Raw genomic sequence first — 21,466 nt, 5'->3', positions numbered from 1 at the left:
TTCAGTCGAGCGGGGGCTCGACCGCCTCGGCGTCGAGCTCTCGCTGGACGATCTCAAAGGCCAGCGACGGGCTGTAGCCCTTCCGGGCGAGCGCCCCGACGGTCCGGCGCACCCGCACGTCACGGTCGAGGCCACGCGTGCGGGCGAGGCGCGTGCGCGCGAGCTCCAGGGCCGCGTCGGCCTCGGAGTCGTCGTCGACCTGCTCGAGCGCCGCGGCGCCGACCTCGCCGTCGATGCCGCGGCGGCGCAGCTCGGTCGAGATCGCGCGGCGGGACAGCCCGCGCTCCGCGTGCCGGGTGCGGACGATCATCTCCGCGTACTGCGCGTCGTCGACGAGGCCGACCTCCTCGAGCCGGTCGAGGATCGGCAGCACGACGTGCTCGGGGTAGCCCTTGCGCGCGAGGGACTGCGCGAGCTCCGCGCGGCTCTTCGGCGCGGCCGTGAGGATCCGCAGCACGGTCTCCCGGGCGCGCTCGGCGAGGTCGGCGTCGCTGATCTCGCCCCGTTCCACGAGCTCGTGGAGGGTCGGGCGCGGGCGCCGCGCGGCCTTGCGGCCGGCACGACGCCCGTCGTCCTCCTCGGGCGGGCCGGAGGGCTCGACGCCCTCGTCCCCGTCCTGCTCGCCGATCAGAACGGCGACTTCTTCCCCTTGGCGGCTGCAGCCGGGGCCTTCGCCGCGGCGGGCGCCGCAGCGCCGTCGGCCGCGACCGTCGCGCCCGCGGCCGGGTCGGCCGGCGCGTCGACCTTAGCCCCGACGCCGAGCTTCTCCTTGATCTTCTTCTCGAGCTCGTTGGCGAGGTCCGGGTTGTCGCGCAGGAACGAGCGCGCGTTCTCCTTGCCCTGGCCGAGCTGGTCGCCACCGTAGGTGAACCACGACCCGGACTTGCGCACGAACCCGTGCTCCACACCCATGTCGATGAGGCCGCCCTCGCGCGAGATGCCGACGCCGTAGAGGATGTCGAACTCGGCCTGCTTGAAGGGTGGGGCCATCTTGTTCTTGACGACCTTGACGCGGGTCCGGTTGCCGACCGCGTCGGTGCCCTCCTTGAGCGTCTCGATGCGGCGGATGTCGAGGCGGACGGAGGCGTAGAACTTCAGCGCCTTGCCACCGGTCGTCGTCTCGGGCGAGCCGAAGAAGACGCCGATCTTCTCGCGGAGCTGGTTGATGAAGATCGCGGTCGTCCCGGACGCGTTGAGCGCACCCGTGATCTTGCGCAGCGCCTGCGACATGAGGCGGGCCTGAAGGCCGACGTGGCTGTCGCCCATCTCGCCCTCGATCTCGGCCTTGGGCACGAGCGCCGCGACGGAGTCGATGACGATGATGTCGAGCGCGCCCGAGCGGATGAGCATGTCCGTGATCTCGAGCGCCTGCTCCCCCGTGTCCGGCTGGGAGACGAGCAGGGCGTCGGTGTCCACGCCGAGCTTCTTGGCGTACTCGGGGTCGAGCGCGTGCTCGGCGTCGATGAACGCCGCGATGCCACCGGCGCGCTGCGCGCTCGCCACGGCGTGCAGCGCGACCGTGGTCTTGCCGGAGGACTCCGGGCCGTACACCTCGATGACGCGCCCGCGCGGCAGGCCGCCGATGCCGAGCGCGATGTCGAGCGCGATGGAGCCCGTGGGGATGACCTCGACGGGGGCGCGGCCCTCCTCGCCGAGGCGCATCACGGAGCCCTTGCCGAAGCTCCGGTCGATCTGGGCGAGGGCTGCCTCGAGCGCCTTCTCGCGGTCTGCGGGTGCGGGCATGTCAGTCCACCTTCGGTTCGACGTTCATCTGTTCGTTGTGGCCCGACGCTACGGGCAGCCACCGACACGCGGCTCCGGCGACCCTCGAGCCTGTGGATCGTCGTGCCGGACCGGCGTCCTGGACCCGCCGCGGCGGGCCCTGTGCACAACTCTAGCCGAACACGTGTTCGATCCCGGAACGCGCACCTCGGCGTGTCACGCCCGCGCCCCGCTCTCGTCGCCGGACGACGACCACGCCTCCCCCGGGCGCAGCACCACGACGCGCGTCCCCGGCGCCTCGCGCTGCACCGCCGCCTCGAACGCCGTCCCCGCGTGGTCCATCCACCCGCGCGGGAAGTGCCGTCCGCCCGGTGCGTGCAGCGTGCCCCAGTGCACCGGGATCGCGACGCCGACGCCCACCTCGGCGCACACCCGTGCCGCCTGCGCGGGGCCGAGGTGCCCGCCCGACAGGCGCGGGCCCCACCCGCCCACCGGGACGAGCGCGACGTCCACGGGGCCGTCCGCGAGCGCCGGGAGGTGGACCATGTCCGGGTAGTGCTCGGTGTCCCCGACGACCCACACCCGCACACCGCGCGGACCGTCCGACCGCACGAGGTGCCCGTTCGCCGCGTTGGGCCGGTGCGGCATCGGCCGGTGCCCGTGCACCGCCGTCACGAGGCGCACCTCGACCCCCGCCTCGGCCGGGCCGACCGCGTGCCACGCGTCGTCGAGCCCGACCCCGCGCAGGCCCCGGGCGCGCAGCCACCGCGCGTTCGCCGGCGCGGTGAGCACGGGCACGTCGCCGAGGAGGCGCAGCGAGCGCAGCTCGGCGTGGTCGTGGTGCAGGTGGGACAGGAGGACGGCGTCGCTGCCCTGCCACACCGCGGCAGGCCGCTCCCCGCGCCGCCGCAGCATCCCGGCGTGCCGGTGCAGGAGCGGGTCGGCGACGAGCCGCACGGCCCGGCCGCCGGGGCGGCCGGACGGCAGGTCGAGGACGACGCTCGAGTGGCCGAGCCACGTCACGCGGACGCTCACGGCTCCTCCTCCCCTCGCGGCGCCCCGTTCGCGGCGGGCGCGGCGGGCGCGGCGGGCTCGGCGGGCTCGGCGGGGCGCAGGCCGAGGTCGCCGAGCCAGGCGACGAGGCGCCGGTGGACCGCCTCGGCCCCGACGAGCATCCGCGCGCCGTCCACGTCCTCGAGCTCGTCGTCGGGCAGCACGAGGTGCGTGGGGTGCAGCAGGACGGCCTCGTTCTGCGCCCCGCCGAGGCCGCCGTGGGACCCGACCAGCCCCTCGAACGCGTGCACCATCCCGACCTCGTCCACACGCGAGACGAGCACGAGGTCGCCCGCGTCCTCGAGGTCCGCGACACGCAGCAGGTCCGCCGCCGCGCGCGACCCGTAGCCCGCGAGCGGGTCCTCCCCCACGACCTCGCCGGTCCGCAGGTCGCGCGAGCCGCCGCGGCCGTGCGCCCGCGCCTCCCCGCCGGCCCCGCGCTCGACGACGACGCCGACGGCGGGGTTCGCGACGAGCCCCGGGAGCAGGCCGGGCCACCGGTCACGGACCTCGTCCCCCGTGAGCCGCCGTGGCTCGCGCGGGAACCACACCATGCCCAGGTTGCCCGACCCCACGACCGCGACCTCGGGGAGCTCGGGCAGCGCGGCGGTCTCGGGTCCGCCGCGGCGCTCCGAGCGGTCCGGACCGACCAGCATGCGGCCCGCGCCCTCCGGGACGGCGTCCGGCGCCGTCGGCCGCAGGGCGTTGAGGGCCGTGTTCGTCGGGCCCCAGGTCTCGCTGTCCGGCGCGGTGGCCCGACGGCGCCCCTCGCCCCGCGAGGAGCCCTCGCCCCGCGAGGAGCCCTCGCCCGCGCGAGGCCCGTCGTGCGGGCCCGGCCGGAGCGCCATCAGCCGGCGGACCTCGTCGAGGAAGGACCGGCCCTCGACCTGCTCGAACGTGGACCCGAGCGACTGCCCGTGGTCCGAGAGCACGACGACGTCGTACCGGCGCGGGGCCACCGCGGCGACCTGCTCCCAGAGGCCGACGACGCGGTCGAGCCCCTCGAGCGCGCGCAGCGACTCAGGGCGCAGCGGCCCGGCGTGGTGGGCGATCTCGTCGTAGTCGACGAGGTCGACGCACACGACCGGCGCCCCGCGCACGAGCTGCTCCGCGACGAGCGTCGTGTTGAGGTCGCGCAGCACGACGTTCGTCACCGCGCGCAGCACCGGGTACCAGCCGAGGCGCGACACGCGGGGCTCGACGCCGCGCACGGCCTGCTGCCAGCCCTGGTACAGCTCCTTGACGAGCTCGCCGAGCGCAACGACGACCGCCCGGACGAGCACGAACGGGCTCGCGAAGAAGTGCACGAACATCTGCCCCGGCCCGAGGCCCTCGCGCGCACGGCTCATCACGAGCAGGCTCGTCGCGGCGTCGCCCGAGAACATGGTCGAGACGGCGACGCCGCCCCCCGCGAGCAGCCCGGAACCGTCGCTCGTGCGCGCCTCGACCGCCGCCGCGTCGGCGGGGCGGTTGGTCACGACGAGCCGGCCGAGCGCGCGCGACCACCAGCGGAACGCGGGCACGTGCTCGGTCGAGCCGTGCAGGAGGCCGATCGTCGAGGCCGGCGTCGTCGCGGGCACGCGCGCCCACCACGTCGTGAGGTGGTGGCTCCCGCTGCCGAGCCAGCGCGCGAGCGTCGGGGTCAGCCCCGCCTGGAGCGCGTAGTCGAGCGTGGGGCGCGCGACGCCGTCGAGCAGGACGAGGAGCAGCCCCGCCGGCCGCCCGGCCGCACCCGCCGCACCCTGGTCCCGCCGCGGGAGTCCCGCCTGCCGGCGCGCGCGCCGGAGGAGGTCGCCCAGGACGTACTCGTTGTCGCTCGCCCCCACGACCCAGCGACCGAGCGCCATGAGGACGGCGGCGAGCACGAGGACCGCGAGGACGTCCACCCACGAGCCGCTCCGGAACCCCGGCAGGTACGTGAGGGCCGCCCACGCGACCGCCAGCTGCGCCACCACGCCGGACACGAGCGCGCCGACCACGCCGAACCGGTGCGCGAGCCGCCGCAGCACGGGGCGCAGGAGCACGTCGCCCAGCCCGACGGCGAGCGCCGCGAGGACGAGCGACCACGGGTTGGTGACCTCGACCCCGGGCACGAACCAGATCGCGAGCCCCAGGCCGACGGTCGTCGAGACGAGCGACCAGACGGCTCCCCGCACGTCGGCCGCGGTCACGCGGACCGCGGCACGGCCTCGGGCGGGAGCGCTCATGCGGCCATCATCGTGGCGCGCGGCCCGTCGCGCCCCTCGACGGTCCGCGGCCGCCGGCGCGGGACGGGTCAGCGGCGCGGCGGGGCCTGGCGGTGGTCGTCGTGACCCCAGCGGCGTTCGTCGGGCACGTCGAGCGCGTCGCACAGCGCGTGCCAGACGACGCGCGGCTCCACGCCGTCCTCGAGGGCCTGGGCGGCGGTCCGGTCGTCGAGCGCGGACAGCACCTGCTCCCGGACGTAGGCGCGTCCCAGGGACGCGCCGAACACCTCGTCGACCAGCTCGGAGAACTCGCGGTAGCGCACGGCACCAGCCTCCCACGGACGGACGGCCGTGCTGTTCCCGCACCTGTCTGTCGCACTGGCGGGGCGCCTGCCCCGCGTCGCGCGGCGCGTGTGGGTGGGCACGACCACAATGGGCGGGTGACCGTGGACCCGCTCGCGCGCTTCGCCGCGCCCACGCGCGCCTGGTTCTCGGGCGCGTTCGACGCCCCGACCGCCGCGCAGGCGGGGGCGTGGGACGCCGTGTCGAGCGACCGGCACGCGCTCGTCGTCGCCCCGACCGGGTCGGGCAAGACGCTCGCGGCGTTCCTCTGGTCGCTCGACCGGATCATGGCCGCGCCCGGGTCCGGCGCGGAGGTCGCCCGGGAGCGGCGCTGCCGCGTCGTGTACGTCTCGCCGCTCAAGGCGCTCGCGGCGGACGTCGAGCGCAACCTCCGGTCGCCGCTCGCCGGCATCCGCCAGGCGGCGGTGCGGCTGGGGCTCGAGGTGCCGGACGTCGTCGTCGGCACCCGGACGGGCGACACGCCCACGAGCGAGCGCCGCCGCCTCGCGACGCACCCGCCGGACATCCTCATCACGACGCCCGAGTCGCTGTTCCTCGTGCTCACGTCGCAGGCGCGCGCCGGGCTCGCGGGCGTCGAGACGGTGATCGTCGACGAGATCCACGCGGTGGCCGGGACCAAGCGCGGCGCGCACCTCGCGGTGTCCCTCGAGCGGCTCGACGCCTTCCTCGAGGCGCAGGAGCGCCCGCCGGCGCAGCGCGTCGGGCTGTCGGCGACGGTCCGGCCCGTCGAGGCCGTCGCGACGTTCCTCGGCGGCCACCGCCCGGAGGCGGAGGCCGGTCGCGAGGTGGTCGTCGTGCAGCCGCCCGCGAGCAAGCGCATCGAGGTCGACGTCGTGGTGCCCGTCCCCGACCTCGCGGACCTCGGCTCGGCGGCCCTCGTTCCCGACACCTCGCAGCGGACGGCGGCGCGCCCGGGGGCGGGCGGCCGCGGGGGTGGTGGCACGAGACCGGGGACGTCCCTCGACGGCCTCCCGCCCCTGCCCCCGGGCGAGCCCGACCTGTCGGGTCCGGCGACCTCGCGACCCACCGGGGCGCCCGACGTGCGCCCTCCGCGCCCGTCGGTGTGGCCGCACGTCGAGGAGCGCGTCGTCGACCTGGTCGCCGACCACCGCTCCACGCTCGTCTTCACCAACTCGCGACGTGGCGCCGAACGGCTCACGGCGCGCATGAACGAGGTGTGGGCGGAGCGCCAGGGCGAGGACGTCCTCGACCCGGGCACGATCACGGCGGCCCAGGTGCAGGCGCAGTCGGGCGCGAGCTCCGGCGCCGAGCCCGTCATCGCGCGCGCCCACCACGGGTCGATGAGCCGCGCGGAGCGCACGCGGACGGAGACCGAGCTCAAGGACGGGCGCCTGCCCGCGGTCGTCGCGACGTCGAGCCTCGAGCTCGGCATCGACATGGGCGCGGTCGACCTCGTCGTGCAGGTCGGTGCCCCGCCGTCGGTCGCGTCCGGGCTCCAGCGCATCGGGCGCGCGGGGCACCAGGTGGGCGCCGTCTCGCACGGCGTCGTGTTCCCCACGCACCGGGGCGACCTCGTGCCGTCCGCCGTCGTGGCCGAGCGCATGCGCACCGGGGGCATCGAGGAGCTGCACGTGCTCGCGAACCCGCTCGACGTGCTCGCGCAGCAGGTCGTGGCGATGGTCGCGGTCGACGAGTGGACCGTCGCCGAGCTCGCCACCGTCGTGCGACGCAGCGCGCCCTACGCCCACCTGGGCGACGCGTCGCTGCACGCCGTGCTCGACATGCTGGCGGGGCGCTACCCGAGCGAGGACTTCGGCGAGCTGCGCGCGCGCATCGTGTGGGACCGCGCGTCGGGCCGGATCACCGGGCGCCCGGGCGCGCTGCGCCTCGCCGCGACGAGCGGCGGGACGATCCCCGACCGCGGGATGTACGGCGTCTTCCTCGCGACGGACTCCGGCACCGGGACCGTCGCCGGAGACCCGGACACCGCGGGCGGCCGGGCGCCGCGCGGCGGGAAGCGCGTCGGCGAGCTCGACGAGGAGATGGTGTACGAGTCGCGCGTCGGCGACACGTTCACGCTCGGGTCGAGCACCTGGCGCATCGAGGACATCACGCCCGACCGCGTGCTCGTGACCCCGGCGCCGGGCATCCCGGGGCGCCTGCCGTTCTGGAAGGGCGACTCCCCCGGCCGGCCCGCCGAGCTCGGCCGCGCGCTCGGCGCCTGGGTCCGCGAGACCGACACCCTCGCCGCGGACGACCAGGACGCCGCGGCCGACCGGCTCCGTGCCGCCGGGCTCGACGCGTGGGCGAGCGACAACCTGCTCGCCTACCTCCGCGAGCAGCGCGACGCGACCGGGCGCGTGCCGGACGACCGGACGGTCGTCGTCGAGCGCTTCCGCGACGAGCTCGGGGACTGGCGCGTCGTCGTGCACTCGCCCTACGGGGCGAAGGTGCACGCGCCGTGGGCGCTCGTGCTCGCCGCGCGGCTGCGGGAGCGGTACGGCGTCGACGCCGCGGCGATGCACGCGGACGACGGCATCGTCCTGCGCCTGCCGGACACCGGGGACTCGTGGCTGGAGGGGTCGAGCGACGGGACGGGCGGGCTCGGCGGCGACGCGCCCGTCGTGCCGGCGGAGGACCTGCTGCTCGACCCCGACGAGGTCCTCGACGCGGTGCGCGACGAGCTCGGCGGGTCGGTCATGTTCGCGTCCCGGTTCCGCGAGGCGGCGGCGCGCGCGCTCCTGCTCCCCCGGCGTCGCCCGGACCGCCGCCAGCCGCTGTGGCAGCAGCGCCAGCGCTCGGCCCAGCTCCTGTCGGTCGCGTCGCAGTACCCCGAGTTCCCGATCGTGCTCGAGGCGGCGCGCGAGTGCCTGCAGGACGACTTCGACGTCGCCGCGCTCACCGACCTCATGCGCGACCTCGCCGCCGGGCGCGTGCGCCTCGTCGAGGTGACGACCCCGACGCCGTCGCCCTTCGCGCAGTCCCTGCTGTTCGGGTACACCGCGCAGTTCCTCTACGACGGCGACGCCCCGCTCGCGGAGCGGCGTGCGGCGGCGCTCTCGCTCGACCCGACGCTGCTCGCGGAGCTGCTGGGCGGCGACGGCGTCGCGGCGCAGCTCGCGGACCTGCTCGACCCCGCGCAGATCGAGCGCACGGAGGCCGAGCTCGGCGCGCTCGCGCCGGAGCGCCAGGCCCGTCACGCGGAGGACGTGTGGGACGTGCTGCGGCGGGTCGGGCCCCTCACGGACGCCGAGGTCGCGGCCCGCACGCGCGAGGACGTGCGCGCCGACGCCGGGGCGTGGGTGCGCGAGCTCGAGGCGGCCCGGCGCGTGGTCCGCGTCCGGCTGGCAGGCGTCGCTCCCGAGCGGGCCGTGCAGTGGGCCGTCGTGGAGGACGCCGGCCGCCTGCGCGACGCGCTGGGCGTCGCGCTGCCGGTCGGCATCCCCGAGGTGTTCACCGAGCCCGTCCCCGACCCCCTCGGCGACCTCGTGCGCCGCCACGCGCGCACGCACGGCCCGTTCACCGCGGGCGACCTCGCGACGCGCCTCGGCCTCGGCGTCGCGGTGGTGGTGCAGACGCTCGAGCGGCTCGAGGCGGCACGGCTCGTCGTCCGCGGGCGCCTGCGGCCCGAGTCGATCGGCGGCACGGGCGACGACTGGTGCGACGCCGAGGTGCTGCGCGTGCTGCGCCGGCGGTCGCTCGCGGCGCTGCGCGCCGAGGTCGAGCCGGTGCCGGCAGAGACGCTCGGCGTCTTCCTGCCGCGGTGGCAGGGGCTCGGAGCGCTGCGCGGGGCCGACGGCCTGCTGCGCGTCGTCGAGCAGCTCTCGGGGGCGGCCGTGCCCGCCTCCGCGCTCGAGACGCTCGTCCTGCCGTCGCGGGTCACGGACTACACGCCGACGATGCTCGACGAGCTCACGACGACCGGGGAGGTCGTGTGGTGCGGTCACGCCCCCCTGCCCGGCTCGGGCGGCGGCGACGGGCTCGTGAGCCTCCACCTGGCCGAGTGGGCGCCGCTCACGCTGCCGGACCCCGGCCCCGCGCCCGAGACCGGGCTGCACGCGACCCTCCTCGACCTGCTCGACGGCTCGGGCGGCTACTTCCTCCCGCGGCTCGCCGAGCGGGCGGGCGCCGAGGTCGGGCCGACCCTCGAGGCGCTGTGGGACCTGGTCTGGTCGGGCCACGTGACGAACGACGGGCTGGGCTCGCTGCGCGCCCGGCTCGGGTCCGGCGGCGGTGCGCACCGTGCCCCCCGGGCGCCGGCGCGCGCCCGCCCCGTCGGGCGGGGTCGGTTCGCGGGGCTGCGGCCCCCGACCTCGCCCGACACGACGCTGCGCGGGGGCGCCGGCCGCTGGTCGGCGCTGCCGCCGCGCGAGCCGGACCCGACCCGGCGCGCGCACGCGCTCGCGCGCGTCCTGCTCGACCGGCACGGGGTGCTCACGCGCGCCGTCGCCCCCGCCGAGGGCGTGGCGGGATCGTTCCGCGCGGTGTACCGCGTGCTGAGCGAGCTCGAGGCGACGGGAGCCGCGCGGCGCGGGTACTTCGTCGAGCACCTCGGCGGCTCCCAGTTCGCGCTCCCGGGCGCGGTGGACCAGCTCCGCACCGACGCCCAGGACCGCGAGCGGGCGATCGAGTCCGCCGCGGCCCGCGGGTCGGGCACCGGGCCGGACGGCCGGCCTCCGCTGCGTCCCGACGACGGCCAGCCGCGCGGAGGCCCCCGGCCGGGCGCGGTGCTCCTCGCCGCGACCGACCCCGCGAACCCGTACGGCGCCGCGCTGCCGTGGCCCGCACGACCGTCCGCCGTCGGCCCGGGGCCGGGCACCGCGACGAGCCCCGTGGCGGCCGCGGCCGTGGGAAAGCCCGCCGGGGGCGCGGTGCCGGCGGACCGCGCGGCGACCGGTGCCGACACGTCGCGCGGCCACCGCCCCGGGCGCAAGGCCGGGGCCGTCGTCGTGCTGAGCGACGGCGACCTCGCCCTGTACGTCGAGCGCGGGGGCCGGTCGGTCCTCTCCTTCGTCGACGGCCCGCGGCTCGCCGAGGCGAGCGCCGAGCTCGTCCGCGCGGTGCGCGCGGGCCGGCTCGGCAAGGTCGTGGTGCAGCGGGTCGACGGGGTCGAGGCGCTGGCCGGGGCGGGGACGACGGCGACGTCCGCCGACGAGGCGGTCCGCGCCCTCCTCGACGCGGGGTTCCGCGCGACGCCCCGCGGCCTGCGGGCGGCCTGACGTGGCGCCCGTGCAGCCACGTCCCGGGAGGAGCGGCCGACGCACCCCGAGCGCGCGGAGGGCCGGCCGTGCCCGAGGGTGACATCCTGCGGCTCGTGTCCGCGCGCCTGGACGAGGCGCTCGCCGGCCGGGTCCTCGTGCGCGCCGAGCTGCGATGGCCGACCGCCGCCGAGGTCGACCTCACGGGCCGGACGGTCGTGGCGAACGTGCCGTACGGCAAGCACCTGTTCACGCGGCTGGACGACGGTCGGTCGTTGCACACGCACCTGCGCATGGAGGGGTCGTGGCGCCTCGCCCGCACGGGGGCCCGGGACGCGCGGGGCGCGGAGCCGAACGTGCGCGTGGTGCTCGCCAACGAGTGGTGGACGGCCGTCGGGAACCGCATCGGGATGCTCCACGTGCTGCGCACCGCCGACGAACGGACCATCACCGGCCCGCTCGGCCCCGACGTGCTGGCCGACGACTTTCTCACGGCGGGGCTCGCGGAGGCCGTCGCGCGCATGCGGGCGGACGACGCCGCGGGAGGCACGGGGCCACGGCACCGACCGGGCCGCGAGAGGACCGGCGTCCCGGTCGCGGAGGCGCTGCTCGACCAGCACCTCGTCGCCGGTATCGGCACGATCTACACGGCCGAGTCGCTCTTCGCGGAGCGGATCTACCCGTGGACCCCGGTCCGGGACGTCGAGGACCTCGCGGGCGTGCTCACGACGGCACGAGCGCTCATGCAGCGCACCGTCCGGCACGGGTTCGACCCCCGGGCCGGCGTCGTACGTCACGTGCACGCGCGCACACGAAAGGCGTGCCACGTCTGTGGCACGCCTGTCGCAGAAGGTACGGCGAACGAGCCGCCGTACGACCGTCCGGTCTTCTGGTGTCCCTCGTGCCAGGCGCCGCCCGCGAGCGGGTGATCGCGAGCGTCGCTGCCCGGCACCTGCTCCGGGGCGGCCCCGGCGTGGACCGTCAGCCGACGGGCTGCAGGTCCTCTCGTCGTGCGGTGCCGTCGGGGTTCTGCCGCCCGAGGACCGCGGTCGCGAAGTCTGCCGGGATCGTGTCCGGGATGAGCAGACCCTCGGCGACCGCGACCCGGTCGCTGACCTCGCGCAGCACCAACGACATCGGGATGTCGAGCGCCTCGCAGATCGAGCCGAGGAGCTCCGACGACGCTTCCTTCTGACCGCGCTCGACCTCGCTGAGGTAGCCCAGCGAGACCCGTGCGGCGGAGGACACCTCTCGCAGGGTGCGCCCCTGTCGCTGGCGAGCGTCTCGCAGCACGTCCCCGATCTCTCGTCGAAGAACAATCATCTGGCGACCCCCTTCCGTGTCCCGTGCGCCCCCCGGAGCCGGTGAGGACCCCACCGGGGTGCGCGAACTGCTCGTGCCGGTCTTCCTGTTCACTGCCCCGCGTGACGGGGTCGTCCTACCGTACCCCGCCCGCGGTCCGCTCACGTCTCCGTTTCGGCGTGCCGGACCGGCCGTCGGCGCGCTGTCCGTGCGGCCCACCGGTCGGTTGACGGTCCTGTTGGCGATCACGTGCTGTGCAACGTCCCGACGTGGGGCCTTGTTCCCGCGCCGTGCCGCCCGGCGAACCCCCCGCGGCACGTTCACGACCTCTCCACGAGCACCGCCGGGCCCGGGCCCGGCGGGTCGCCCGGGCGACCGCGGTTCACCCGCGGATTTCACCCCGCGGGTCCGCGGAGGGCGGTTCCTCGACCACCGCGCGCGCGAGGTCGACCGCCGCGGCGACGGTCCCGGCACGCACGGCCGCGCGGTCGCCGTCGAGGTGCAGCCGACGCACGTGCGTCCCGCGCGGCCCGCTCGCCGCGACGAACACCGTGCCCGGGGACTGACCGTCCTGCGGGTCCGGTCCCGCGACGCCCGTGGTCGCGACCCCGACGTCCGCGCCGAGCACCTCCCGCACCCGCTCCGCCATCTGGCGCGCGACGTCCGGGTGGACGGCCCCGTGCGCGGCGAGGAGGTCGCCGTCGACCCCGAGCACCGACCGCTTGACGTCCGTCGCGTACGCGACGACGGCGCCGCGGAGCACGCGCGACGCACCCGGCACGTCGACGATCGTCGCGGAGAGCAGGCCGCCCGTGAGCGACTCGGCGGTCGCGAGGGTCCACCCGCGCGCCTCCAGCGCGGCGAGGAGGCCGACGACGTCCGGTCGCGCGAGCGGGGTCCCCCCGACCTCGGGGGCGCGCGCGCCCGTCACGAGGCCGAGGCGGCGTCCGGCGTCGCCCCGCGCTCGGCGAGGCGGGCCGCGCGGATCGCGTCGCGCCGCAGCCGCCAGCCCTGGTACGCGTACTCCACGCCCGTCACGACGGTGACGAGGATCGCCGCGGCGAGCACCACCCAGGCGACGACGCCGATCCACGCGGGCAGGTGCGCCAGCGGCAGGAGGAAGAGCGTGATGGCGACCGTCTGGAGCACGGTCTTGAGCTTGCCGCCGCGGGACGCGGGCATGACCGCGTACCTGAGGACCGCGAACCGCAGGAGCGTGACGCCGAGCTCGCGCGCGAGCACGACCACGGGCACCCACCAGGGCAGCACGCCGAGCGGCCACGCGAGCAGGACCAGCGCGGTGCCGACCAGCAGCTTGTCCGCGATCGGGTCGAGCAGCTTGCCGAGGTCCGTGACGAGGTCGTACTTGCGCGCCAGGTAGCCGTCCAGGCGGTCCGACGTCGCGGCGAGGACGAAGATGCCCGTCGCGACCAGCCGCCACGTGACGGACTCCCCGCCGTCGACGAGCAGCGCCCACGCGAAGAACGGGACGAGCAGGATCCTCGCCATGGTGACGAGGTTCGCGGAGTTCCACGGCGAGGGGACGGCGGTGACCACGTCACCAGCCTAGGGGGTCGCCCGGGATGGTCCGACCGCGGCCCGGACGTGCGGTCACCGGCTCAGCGCCAGCCCGACTCCACGTCGGCCCCGTCGTGGTAGTCGGTCGCCACCGGCGGCATGTGCCCGTCGGTGCCCTCGCCGTAGTCGTGCCCCGCACCGGCCGAGGCCGCGGGCGCCGAGGAGGCCTGACCGTCGAAGACGTCCTGCGCCGGCTCGCCGCGGATCAGCGCGAGCGCGGACGGGAGCTCCTCCGGTGAGACGAGGACCTCGCGCGCCTTGGACCCCTCGGACGGGCCGACGATCTCGCGGGACTCGAGGAGGTCCATGAGGCGACCCGCCTTGGCGAACCCGACGCGCAGCTTGCGCTGGAGCATCGACGTCGAGCCGAACTGCGAGGTCACGACGAGCTCCGTCGCCTGCAGGAGCAGGTCGAGGTCGTCGCCGATGTCCTCGTCGACCTGCTTCTTCGCCGCGGTCTGCGTGACGTCCTCGCGGTACACCGGCTTGAGCTGGCCCTTGACGTGCTCGACGACCGAGTGCACCTCGGACTCGGAGACCCACGCGCCCTGGACGCGCATGGGCTTCGCGGCGCCCATCGGGAGGAACAGCGCGTCACCCTGGCCGATGAGCTTCTCGGCGCCCGGCTGGTCGAGCACGACGCGCGAGTCCGCGAGCGAGGACGTCGCGAACGCGAGGCGCGACGGCACGTTGGCCTTGATGAGGCCGGTGACGACGTCGACCGACGGCCGCTGCGTCGCGAGCACGAGGTGGATCCCCGCCGCTCGCGCGAGCTGCGTGATGCGCTGGATCGACGCCTCGACGTCGCGCGGGGCGACCATCATGAGGTCCGCGAGCTCGTCGACGACCACGAGCAGGTACGGGTAGGGCGCGATCTTGCGCTCGGAGCCCGGCAGCGGCTTGACCTTGCCCGAGCGCACGGCGGCGTTGAAGTCGTCGATGTGCTTGTACCCGAACGCGGCGAGGTCGTCGTACCGGGCGTCCATCTCCCGCACGACCCAGTCGAGGGCCTCAGCCGCCTTCTTCGGGTTGGTGATGATGGGCGTGATGAGGTGCGGGATGCCCTCGTAGATGGTCAGCTCGACGCGCTTCGGGTCCACGAGCACGAGGCGCACCTGCTCGGGCGTCGAGCGCATGAGGATCGACGTGATCATGGAGTTGATGAAGCTCGACTTGCCCGCGCCCGTCGCGCCCGCGACGAGGATGTGCGGCATCTTCGCGAGGTTCGCGACGACGTAGCCGCCCTCGACGTCCTTGCCCACGCCCATGACCATGGGGTGCTCGGTCCGGCGCGCCGCCGACGACCGCAGCACGTCGCCGAGCACGACCGTCTCGCGGTCGGTGTTGGGGATCTCGATGCCGATCGCCGACTTGCCGGGGATCGGCGCGAGGATGCGCACGTCCGCGCTCGCGACCGCGTAGGCGATGTTGTTCGAGAGCGACGTGATGCGCTCGACCTTGACCTTGGGGCCGACCTCGACCTCGTAGCGCGTGACCGTCGGGCCGCGCGTGAAGCCGGTGACCTTCGCGTCGACCTCGAACTGCTCGAACGTCTGGGTGAGCGCCTCGACGACCCGGTCGTTCGCGGCGGACCGGACCTTGTGCGGCGCCCCCTTGACCAGGGAGTCCTCGTTGGGCAGGAGGTAGACCGTGTCGCCCTCGAGCATCGGCTGCACGCCGCGCGGCAGGGGGCTGCTCGGCGGGGGCGGCGGGACGCTGCCCGCGCCGTCGGCGGGGTCGGGCGCGACGGCGCCCATCGCGGCCGCCGCGGTGTCCTGCGCGGTGCCGTGCCCGACGGCGGGGACGGCCTCGGTCGGTGCGGTGCCGGGCACCGGCTCGTCCCCGCGCCGCTTCTTGCCCCGCCCTCGCGGCGTGTCCTCCTCGTAGTCGAGGAACGCCGCGGTCTCGAACGCCTCGTCGCCCGAGAACCCGCCCTCGGGCTTCTCGATCTCGGCCGCCTCCGCGGCCCGCTGCGCCTTGGTCTTCCGGGGCTTGCGAGGGCGACGACCGGTCGGGACGTCGGAGCCGTCGTGGCGCGAGACGCCCTCCGCGAGGGCGAGGCCGTCGGCGTCCTGCTCCGCGTCGTCCGCGCGGTGGTTGCCGGTGAGCACGTCGTAGAGGCCGCGCAGCCGGCTGGGGATCCGGTGCACCGGCGTCGCGGTGACGACCAGCAGCCCGAAGAACCCGAGCAGCAGGAAGATGGGCACCGCGAACCAGGGCGTCAGCCCGGTGGTCACCGGCGTCGCGGCCAGGTAGCCGACGATGCCGCCGGCGTCCTGCACCGCCTCGAAGCCGTCGCCCGGCGCCGGGAGGTCCTCGGAGATGTGCACGAGCGAGCACACCGACACGACGATGAGCGTGAGCCCGATCGCGACGCGCGAGTTCGCCTGGGCGCGCTCGGGGTGGCGCATGATGCGCACGGCGAGCCAGAGCAGCAGGACGGGTACGGCGACGCCCGCGAGGCCGAACGTGCCGGCGACGACGCCGTGCACGACCTTGCCGAACGTGCCCTGGATGCCCCACCACTCGCGGGCCGCGACGACGACCGCGAGGCCGATGAGGAAGAACGCGACGCCGTCGCGCCGGTGTGCCGGGTCCAGCTCTCTTGCTCCCTTTCCGATGGTGCGCACGAGCGCTCCCACGCCGTGCGCGGCGCCGAGCCAGACCGCCCGCACCGCGCGGACGGGCCACGGCGGCCCCGACGCGGGGCGCCGGGCCGGCCGGCGCGTGCCGGAGGAGGTGGACCGCCCGCGACCGGTACCGGCGCGCGACGTGCCGCGGGCCGAGGACGAACCGCCGCGCGCCGAGGTGCGGGGCGCTGGCGTGCGGTTGCTCGCGGTCCGACGTGCCTGCGGGGACGTGCGGGTCGCCATAGTGGTCCTAACCTACCTGCGAGGGACGACACGGACGCGGACCCGGCGGCGCGTGTCCCGGCCGGGGTGCTGCCGGACGGCCCGCGACCCCCGCGAGCGAGGACCCACGGACGACGACCCCGGACGACGACCCGCGAACGACGAGGACCGGAGGACCCGTGCACGAGCCCACGCACGCCGAGCGGAGCGACGGACCGGGCGGCGGACCGAGCGACCCACCGACCGGCCGGGGCACCGCCGCCCCCGGCGGGGCCGCGGCCGCGCCGCGAGCGCGCGACCTCGTCGAGGTGCTCCCCGGCGTCTGGGTCGCCACGGCGGAGATCTGGACCACGACGTCGACCGTCGTCACCACGCCGGACGGCGGGGCGCTGGTCGTGGACCCGGCGGTGACGGTCGCCGAGGTCGAGGGGCTCGCCGCCGCGGTGCGGGCGCGCGGCTGGCGCGTGACCGCCGGGTTCGCGACGCACGCGCACTGGGACCACGTGCTGTGGTCGCCCGCGCTCGGCGCCGCGCCCCGCTGGGCGACGGCGCGCACCGCCGCCACGACGCAGCGACGGCGTGCCACGGTCCTCGCGTCGACCGAGGCCGCCGCACCCGGCCACGACCCCGCGCTCGTCGGGGCGCTGTCCCCGCTCCCCCGCGGCGCGCGGCGGCTCCCGTGGCCCGACGCGGCACCGACCGGCCCGGGGTCGGTGGCCGTCGTCGAGCACGACGCCCACGCGCCGGGCCACGCCGCGCTGGTGGTGCGCACGCCGCACGGGACCGTGCTCGTGGCGGGCGACATGCTCTCGGACGTCGAGGTGCCGCTCGTGGACACCGACGCCCTCGACCCGGTCAGGGTCTACCGGGGTGCGCTCGACGCGCTCGAGCTTGCCGCGCGCGACGTGGACGTGCTCGTCCCGGGCCACGGGAGCCCGGCCGTCGGACGCGCGGCGGTCGACGGACGCTTCGCGGCCGACCGGGCCTACCTCGACGCGCTCGACGCGGCCGTGGGGCACGGTTCGACCGTGGCGGACCCTCGGCTCGTCGGGTACGTCGCGGAGTGGCACGCCGACCAGCTCGCCGCGCTGCGCTCCCGCTGACACGCTCCCGGCTGCCGACCGAGCGACCGCCCGTCAGGACGTCTCAGTCGTCGAGCCCGAGCTCCGCGGACCGCGCGAGCGCGGCGTCGAGCGCCTGCTCGTCGGTGACCAGGCGGTGCAGGTGCCGGGCCGCGGCGTGCAGGGCGTCGAGGTCCGGCCCGTGCACGCTCACCATGCCGCCCTCGGGGTCGAACCCGACGGCGTCGAGGACGCCCGGCTCGTGGTCGGTCAGCGTGGCCTGGAGCGCGCCGGAGAAGTCGTACCCGGAGCCCTCGACGCCGTGCCGCTCGAGGGCGCCCTTGTGCTGGTGCCACTCCGGGCCGCCGGGCGAGTAGATGATGCTCCACCCCTGCGACAGGGTCACCAGGCGGACGGGGTCGAGCGGGGCGAAGTCCTCGGCGTTCGTCATGCCCGAACCGTAGCGGCGGCCGCCCACGACGCCGTGGCGCACCCGCAGCACCGCGCGCGCCCGGACCGCCGCCGTCACCCGAGGAAGAGCCCGATCGCCAGCGTCACGACCCCCGCCGCGAGGACCACTCCGCCGGCAGGGAGCAGCACGACGGCCCGGTTCGGCGCGTCGCGCCCCGCACCCACCGCGGACAGGAAGAACCCGGCGGGCAGGAGGACGGCGGAGACGAGGACCCCGGTGGCCGCGAGCCACCGCCAGAAGCCCGCGAGGTCGGTGGCGTCCGCGAGCAGCAGGCACACGAGCCCCAGGACCACGAGCACGCCCGCGTGCGCGTGCCCGGCGCGGAAGAACGACGTCTGGAAGCCCGTCGCCGGCACGCGCCGCGTGACGACCTTGACGAGGAACGCGCCGCCGGACTCGATGCCGACGACCGTGAGCAGGACGATGCCGGCGGTGATGCGGGCGGCGTCGGTGAGCTCGAGCACGGGAACCTCCGGGGTGAGCGGGACGACCCGGGCGCCAGGTGCCGCCCGGGTTTACGAACACTGTTATAGAACACCGTTCGCAAACCCGGGTCAAGCCCTCTAGACTCGTCGCGTGGCCCGCCCCCGACTGCACGACGACGCTCTGCGCGACCGCCTCCTCGACGTGGCGTCGCGCGCCATCTCCGCGCACGGCGAGGGCTCGGTGACGGTGCGGTCGGTCGCGACGGCGGCGGGCACGAGCCCGTCCGCGGTGTACGCGCTCTTCGGCAGCCGCGACGACCTCGTCGCTGCCGTGTCCGCCGAGGGCTTCCGGCGCTTCGCCGCCCACCTCGCGGCCGTCGTCCGGACCGACGACCCGGGCGCGGACCTCGCGGCCCTCGGCGGCGCGTACCGCGCCTTCGCGCTCGCGGACCCGCACTTCTACGCGGTGATGTTCGCCCGCGGCGTGCGGCCCGGCGCGGAGCGCCCCCGCGCCGTCGAGGAGGCGACGTTCCTCGTGCTGCGCGACGCCGTCGCGCGCCTCGTGCCGGACGCGGCAGCCGTCGACGACGTCGCGCTCGGGCTGTGGGGCCTCGTGCACGGCCTGGTCTCGCTCGAGCTCGCCGACCTCGTCCCCGGCGACGACGCGGAGCGCGCCGAGCGTTACGTGAGGGCCACGACCACGGTCGGGCGCGCGCTCGCGGGACGCTGACGGGTCCCGCCGACGACGGTCAGGACCAGCCGGCGCCCGGCGCGGTCGCGGACGCGACGACGGCCCGCTGGCCGTCGCCCACCTCCCGCACGACGCGCGCCCACAGCACGGCGGCGACGACGAGAGCGACGGCCGCGACAGCGTCCAGCACCGGGAGCGCCGACCAGACGTCCGGGGAGTCCGACCTCATCAGCCGACCGCCGGCGTTCGCGGCGAACCCTCCGACGAGCCAGGCCGCCCACCAGCCGCCCAGCCCCGGACGCTCCGCGCGGAGCGTCGCCGCACGGACGTCGCGCACGACCTGGAGGGGGAACCACAGCGACACGACCGGAACGATCCATCCCAGCCAGACCCAGACGCGCGAGCGCGCGTGCGACCACCACGGCGTCACGGTCTCGGCGAAGCGCCGGGAGCGCCAGAGCCACACGACGGTGACGATCCCGGCCGCGAGCTGAACCACCCAGAACAGCAGGGCGACGGTGTCGTACGCCGCGAGGACCGCCATCGACACGCTCCGACCCCGGACGAGCTCGTGCAGCGTCGAGACCACGGGTACGGCGAGCGCGGCCTGGACCACCGCTCCCCCGGCGACCGCTGCGGCGAGGGCGACGGACGCCACGCCCAGGCCACGGGGCACCGGTCGCGGTGACGCGGCGGGCGTCCTCGGCACCCCGGCATGACCGGCGAGAACGGGGGCGGCGGCAGGGAAGGAGTGCGGTGACGGAGCGCCGGCGGGGTGCGGGGAGGACATGGGCGGTCTCCTGGGAGCTCGGGCGGAGCGCCAGGATAGTGGTACTTCGCCCCATTCCGGGCCGGTCGACCGAGGGGCCGACCGGCCCGGGGGCTGGCGCTACGCCTCGACGACCACCGGGACGATCATCGGGCGGCGGCGCAGGCGGTTGGAGACCCACCGCCCGATGACGCGCCGCATGACCTGCTGGAGCTGGTGCGTGTCGGTCGCGCCGCCGGCGATCGCGTCCTCGAGCGCCTTGACGACCTCCGGCTGGATGTCCTGGAACACCTTGTCGTCCTCGGCGAACCCGCGCGCGAGGATCTGGGGCCCGGCGAGCACCTTGCCCGTCGCGGAGTCCACGACGGCGAAGACGGACACGAAGCCCTCCTCGCCGAGGATGCGCCGGTCCTTGAGCTCGGCGTCGGTGATCTCGCCGACGCTCGACCCGTCGACGTAGACGTACCCGCAGGGCACCGCGCCGACGACCGACGCCTTGCCGTCGACGAGGTCGACGACGACGCCGTCCTCGGCGAGCACGACGCGGTCGGCCGGCACGCCCGTGCGGACCGCGAGCGCCCCGTTGGCGACGAGGTGGCGGACCTCGCCGTGCACCGGCATGACGTTCTTGGGCTTGAGCACGTTGTAGCAGTAGAGGAGCTCGCCCGCGCTCGCGTGCCCGGACACGTGCACCTTGGCGTTGCCGCCGTGCACGACGCGCGCCCCGAGCCGGGTGAGCCCGTTGATGATGCGGAACACGGCGTTCTCGTTACCCGGGATGAGCGACGACGCGAGGATCACGGTGTCGCCGTGGCCGACCTGGACCTTGTGGTCGCCGTTGGCCATGCGCGACAGGGCCGCCATGGGCTCGCCCTGGGAGCCGGTGCACATGAGCACGATCTCGTCGTCGCGCAGGGAGTCGACCTTCTTGAGGTCGATGAGCACGCCCTCGGGCACGTGGAGGTACCCGAGCTCGGCGGCGATGGTCATGTTGCGGACCATCGAGCGCCCGACGAGCGCGACGCGGCGCCCGTGGTGGTGCGCCGCGTTGAGGACCTGCTGCACGCGGTGCACGTGCGAGGAGAACGACGCGACGATGATGCGCTTCTCCGACGCTGCGAAGACGTTGTCGAGCACCGGGCCGATCTCGACCTCGGGCGTGACGAACCCGGGGACCTCGGCGTTGGTCGAGTCGACCATGAACAGGTCGACGCCCTGCTCGCCGAGGCGCGCGAACGCCCGGAGGTCGGTGATGCGCCCGTCGAGCGGGAGCTGGTCCATCTTGAAGTCGCCCGTGTGCAGCACGGTCCCGGCGCCGGTCGTCACGGCGACCGCGAGCGCGTCGGGGATCGAGTGGTTCACGGCGACGAACTCGCATCGGAACACGCCGAGCTGCTCGACCTGGCCCTCCTTGACCGCGAGGGTCACGGGCGAGATGCGGTGCTCCTTGAGCTTCGCCTCGACGAACGCCAGCGTGAGCTGCGACCCGACGAGCGGGATGTCGCGGCGCAGGCGCAGCAGGTACGGGACGGCGCCGATGTGGTCCTCGTGGCCGTGCGTGAGGACGATCGCCTCGATGTCCTCCAGCCGGTCCGCGATGTAGTCGAAGTCCGGGAGGATGAGGTCGACGCCGGGCTGGTTGTCCTCGGGGAAGAGGACGCCGCAGTCGATGACGAGCAGGCGCCCGTCGTACTCGAGGACGGCCATGTTGCGGCCGACCTCCCCGAGCCCGCCGAGGGCGACGATGCGCAGCCCTCCGGTGGGGAGCTCGGGAGGCAGGGAGAGTTCAGGGTGGGGATGGCTCACGGGGCCTCCTGTCGTGGCTGAGCCGGG

General features: G+C 75.8%; 17 protein-coding genes. 4 read left to right on the top strand and 13 right to left on the bottom strand.

Going from position 1 to position 21,466, the window contains the following annotated elements:
• Position 1: 1 nt before the first annotated feature.
• From ACFC2L_RS11450 to ACFC2L_RS11430, 5 genes are all read right to left on the bottom strand, one after another.
• Entirely contained in the window at positions 2 to 511 is a 510-nt protein-coding gene (locus ACFC2L_RS11450) for a regulatory protein RecX (protein WP_375824426.1), read from the bottom strand.
• Between the two features lie 116 nt (positions 512 to 627).
• Entirely contained in the window at positions 628 to 1,743 is a 1,116-nt protein-coding gene (gene recA, locus ACFC2L_RS11445; RefSeq protein ID WP_375824425.1) for a recombinase RecA, read from the bottom strand.
• 195 nt (positions 1,744 to 1,938) lie between these two features.
• Positions 1,939 to 2,757, bottom strand: coding sequence for an MBL fold metallo-hydrolase (locus tag ACFC2L_RS11440; protein WP_375824424.1), 819 nt, complete (start codon positions 2,755 to 2,757; stop codon positions 1,939 to 1,941).
• Positions 2,754 to 4,982, bottom strand: coding sequence for an alkaline phosphatase family protein (locus tag ACFC2L_RS11435; RefSeq protein WP_375824423.1), 2,229 nt, complete (start codon positions 4,980 to 4,982; stop codon positions 2,754 to 2,756). Before ACFC2L_RS11435 ends, ACFC2L_RS11440 begins: the two co-directional genes overlap by 4 nt.
• 68 nt (positions 4,983 to 5,050) lie before the next feature.
• Entirely contained in the window at positions 5,051 to 5,284 is a 234-nt protein-coding gene (locus ACFC2L_RS11430) for a DUF3046 domain-containing protein (protein WP_375824422.1), read from the bottom strand.
• A 117-nt stretch (positions 5,285 to 5,401) separates the two neighbouring features.
• On the opposite strand from ACFC2L_RS11430, the gene ACFC2L_RS11425 reads away from it, so the two are divergent.
• Both ACFC2L_RS11425 and ACFC2L_RS11420 read left to right on the top strand, forming a co-directional pair.
• The gene (locus tag ACFC2L_RS11425) at positions 5,402 to 10,504 is read left to right on the top strand and encodes a DEAD/DEAH box helicase (RefSeq protein ID WP_375824421.1); all 5,103 of its coding nucleotides are present in this window, start codon (positions 5,402 to 5,404) and stop codon (positions 10,502 to 10,504) included.
• A gap of 68 nt (positions 10,505 to 10,572) precedes the next feature.
• Positions 10,573 to 11,412, top strand: a complete 840-nt coding sequence (locus tag ACFC2L_RS11420; RefSeq protein WP_375824420.1) for a DNA-formamidopyrimidine glycosylase family protein — start codon at positions 10,573 to 10,575, stop codon at positions 11,410 to 11,412.
• A gap of 52 nt (positions 11,413 to 11,464) precedes the next feature.
• On the opposite strand, the gene ACFC2L_RS11415 is transcribed toward ACFC2L_RS11420, so the two are convergent.
• The 4 genes from ACFC2L_RS11415 to ACFC2L_RS11400 all read right to left on the bottom strand — a co-directional run bounded on the left by ACFC2L_RS11415 (position 11,465) and on the right by ACFC2L_RS11400 (position 16,236).
• The gene (locus ACFC2L_RS11415) at positions 11,465 to 11,806 is read right to left on the bottom strand and encodes a helix-turn-helix domain-containing protein (protein WP_024840578.1); all 342 of its coding nucleotides are present in this window, start codon (positions 11,804 to 11,806) and stop codon (positions 11,465 to 11,467) included.
• A gap of 361 nt (positions 11,807 to 12,167) precedes the next feature.
• Positions 12,168 to 12,716 carry a CinA family protein gene (locus ACFC2L_RS11410; protein WP_375824419.1) on the bottom strand — a complete coding sequence of 183 codons (549 nt, stop codon included), beginning with the start codon at positions 12,714 to 12,716 and terminating at the stop codon, positions 12,168 to 12,170.
• Positions 12,713 to 13,342 (bottom strand): CDP-diacylglycerol--glycerol-3-phosphate 3-phosphatidyltransferase, encoded by a 630-nt coding sequence (gene pgsA / locus ACFC2L_RS11405; protein WP_375824418.1) that lies wholly within the window; start codon positions 13,340 to 13,342, stop codon positions 12,713 to 12,715. The genes ACFC2L_RS11410 and pgsA overlap by 4 nt, the downstream gene beginning before the upstream one ends.
• A 62-nt stretch (positions 13,343 to 13,404) precedes the next feature.
• The gene (locus ACFC2L_RS11400; RefSeq protein ID WP_375824417.1) at positions 13,405 to 16,236 is read right to left on the bottom strand and encodes a DNA translocase FtsK 4TM domain-containing protein; all 2,832 of its coding nucleotides are present in this window, start codon (positions 16,234 to 16,236) and stop codon (positions 13,405 to 13,407) included.
• Between the two features lie 158 nt (positions 16,237 to 16,394).
• On the opposite strand from ACFC2L_RS11400, the gene ACFC2L_RS11395 reads away from it, so the two are divergent.
• Positions 16,395 to 17,318: an MBL fold metallo-hydrolase gene (locus tag ACFC2L_RS11395; protein WP_375824416.1), complete on the top strand. Its 924-nt coding sequence runs from the start codon at positions 16,395 to 16,397 to the stop codon at positions 17,316 to 17,318.
• Positions 17,319 to 17,361: 43 nt separating this feature from the next.
• Here the strand turns inward: ACFC2L_RS11395 and ACFC2L_RS11390 are convergent, their stop codons facing one another.
• Positions 17,362 to 17,727 (bottom strand): Imm51 family immunity protein, encoded by a 366-nt coding sequence (locus ACFC2L_RS11390; protein WP_375824415.1) that lies wholly within the window; start codon positions 17,725 to 17,727, stop codon positions 17,362 to 17,364.
• 74 nt (positions 17,728 to 17,801) lie between these two features.
• Positions 17,802 to 18,212, bottom strand: a complete 411-nt coding sequence (locus ACFC2L_RS11385) for a hypothetical protein (RefSeq protein ID WP_375824414.1) — start codon at positions 18,210 to 18,212, stop codon at positions 17,802 to 17,804.
• Between the two features lie 112 nt (positions 18,213 to 18,324).
• Between ACFC2L_RS11385 and ACFC2L_RS11380 the strand changes: the two genes are divergently transcribed.
• The gene (locus ACFC2L_RS11380) at positions 18,325 to 18,903 is read left to right on the top strand and encodes a TetR/AcrR family transcriptional regulator (RefSeq protein ID WP_375824413.1); all 579 of its coding nucleotides are present in this window, start codon (positions 18,325 to 18,327) and stop codon (positions 18,901 to 18,903) included.
• 19 nt (positions 18,904 to 18,922) lie between these two features.
• On the opposite strand, the gene ACFC2L_RS11375 is transcribed toward ACFC2L_RS11380, so the two are convergent.
• Together ACFC2L_RS11375 and ACFC2L_RS11370 are read right to left on the bottom strand one after the other, a co-directional pair.
• The gene (locus tag ACFC2L_RS11375; protein ID WP_375824412.1) at positions 18,923 to 19,522 is read right to left on the bottom strand and encodes a DUF4328 domain-containing protein; all 600 of its coding nucleotides are present in this window, start codon (positions 19,520 to 19,522) and stop codon (positions 18,923 to 18,925) included.
• A gap of 231 nt (positions 19,523 to 19,753) precedes the next feature.
• The gene (locus ACFC2L_RS11370; protein ID WP_375824411.1) at positions 19,754 to 21,439 is read right to left on the bottom strand and encodes a ribonuclease J; all 1,686 of its coding nucleotides are present in this window, start codon (positions 21,437 to 21,439) and stop codon (positions 19,754 to 19,756) included.
• Positions 21,440 to 21,466 lie beyond the last annotated feature (27 nt).

Source organism: Cellulosimicrobium sp. NPDC055967 (assembly GCF_042269845.1).
GTDB lineage: Bacteria > Actinomycetota > Actinomycetes > Actinomycetales > Cellulomonadaceae > Cellulosimicrobium.
Note: the sequence above shows the minus strand (reverse complement) of the source record. Positions and strands in the feature narration are given on the sequence as shown.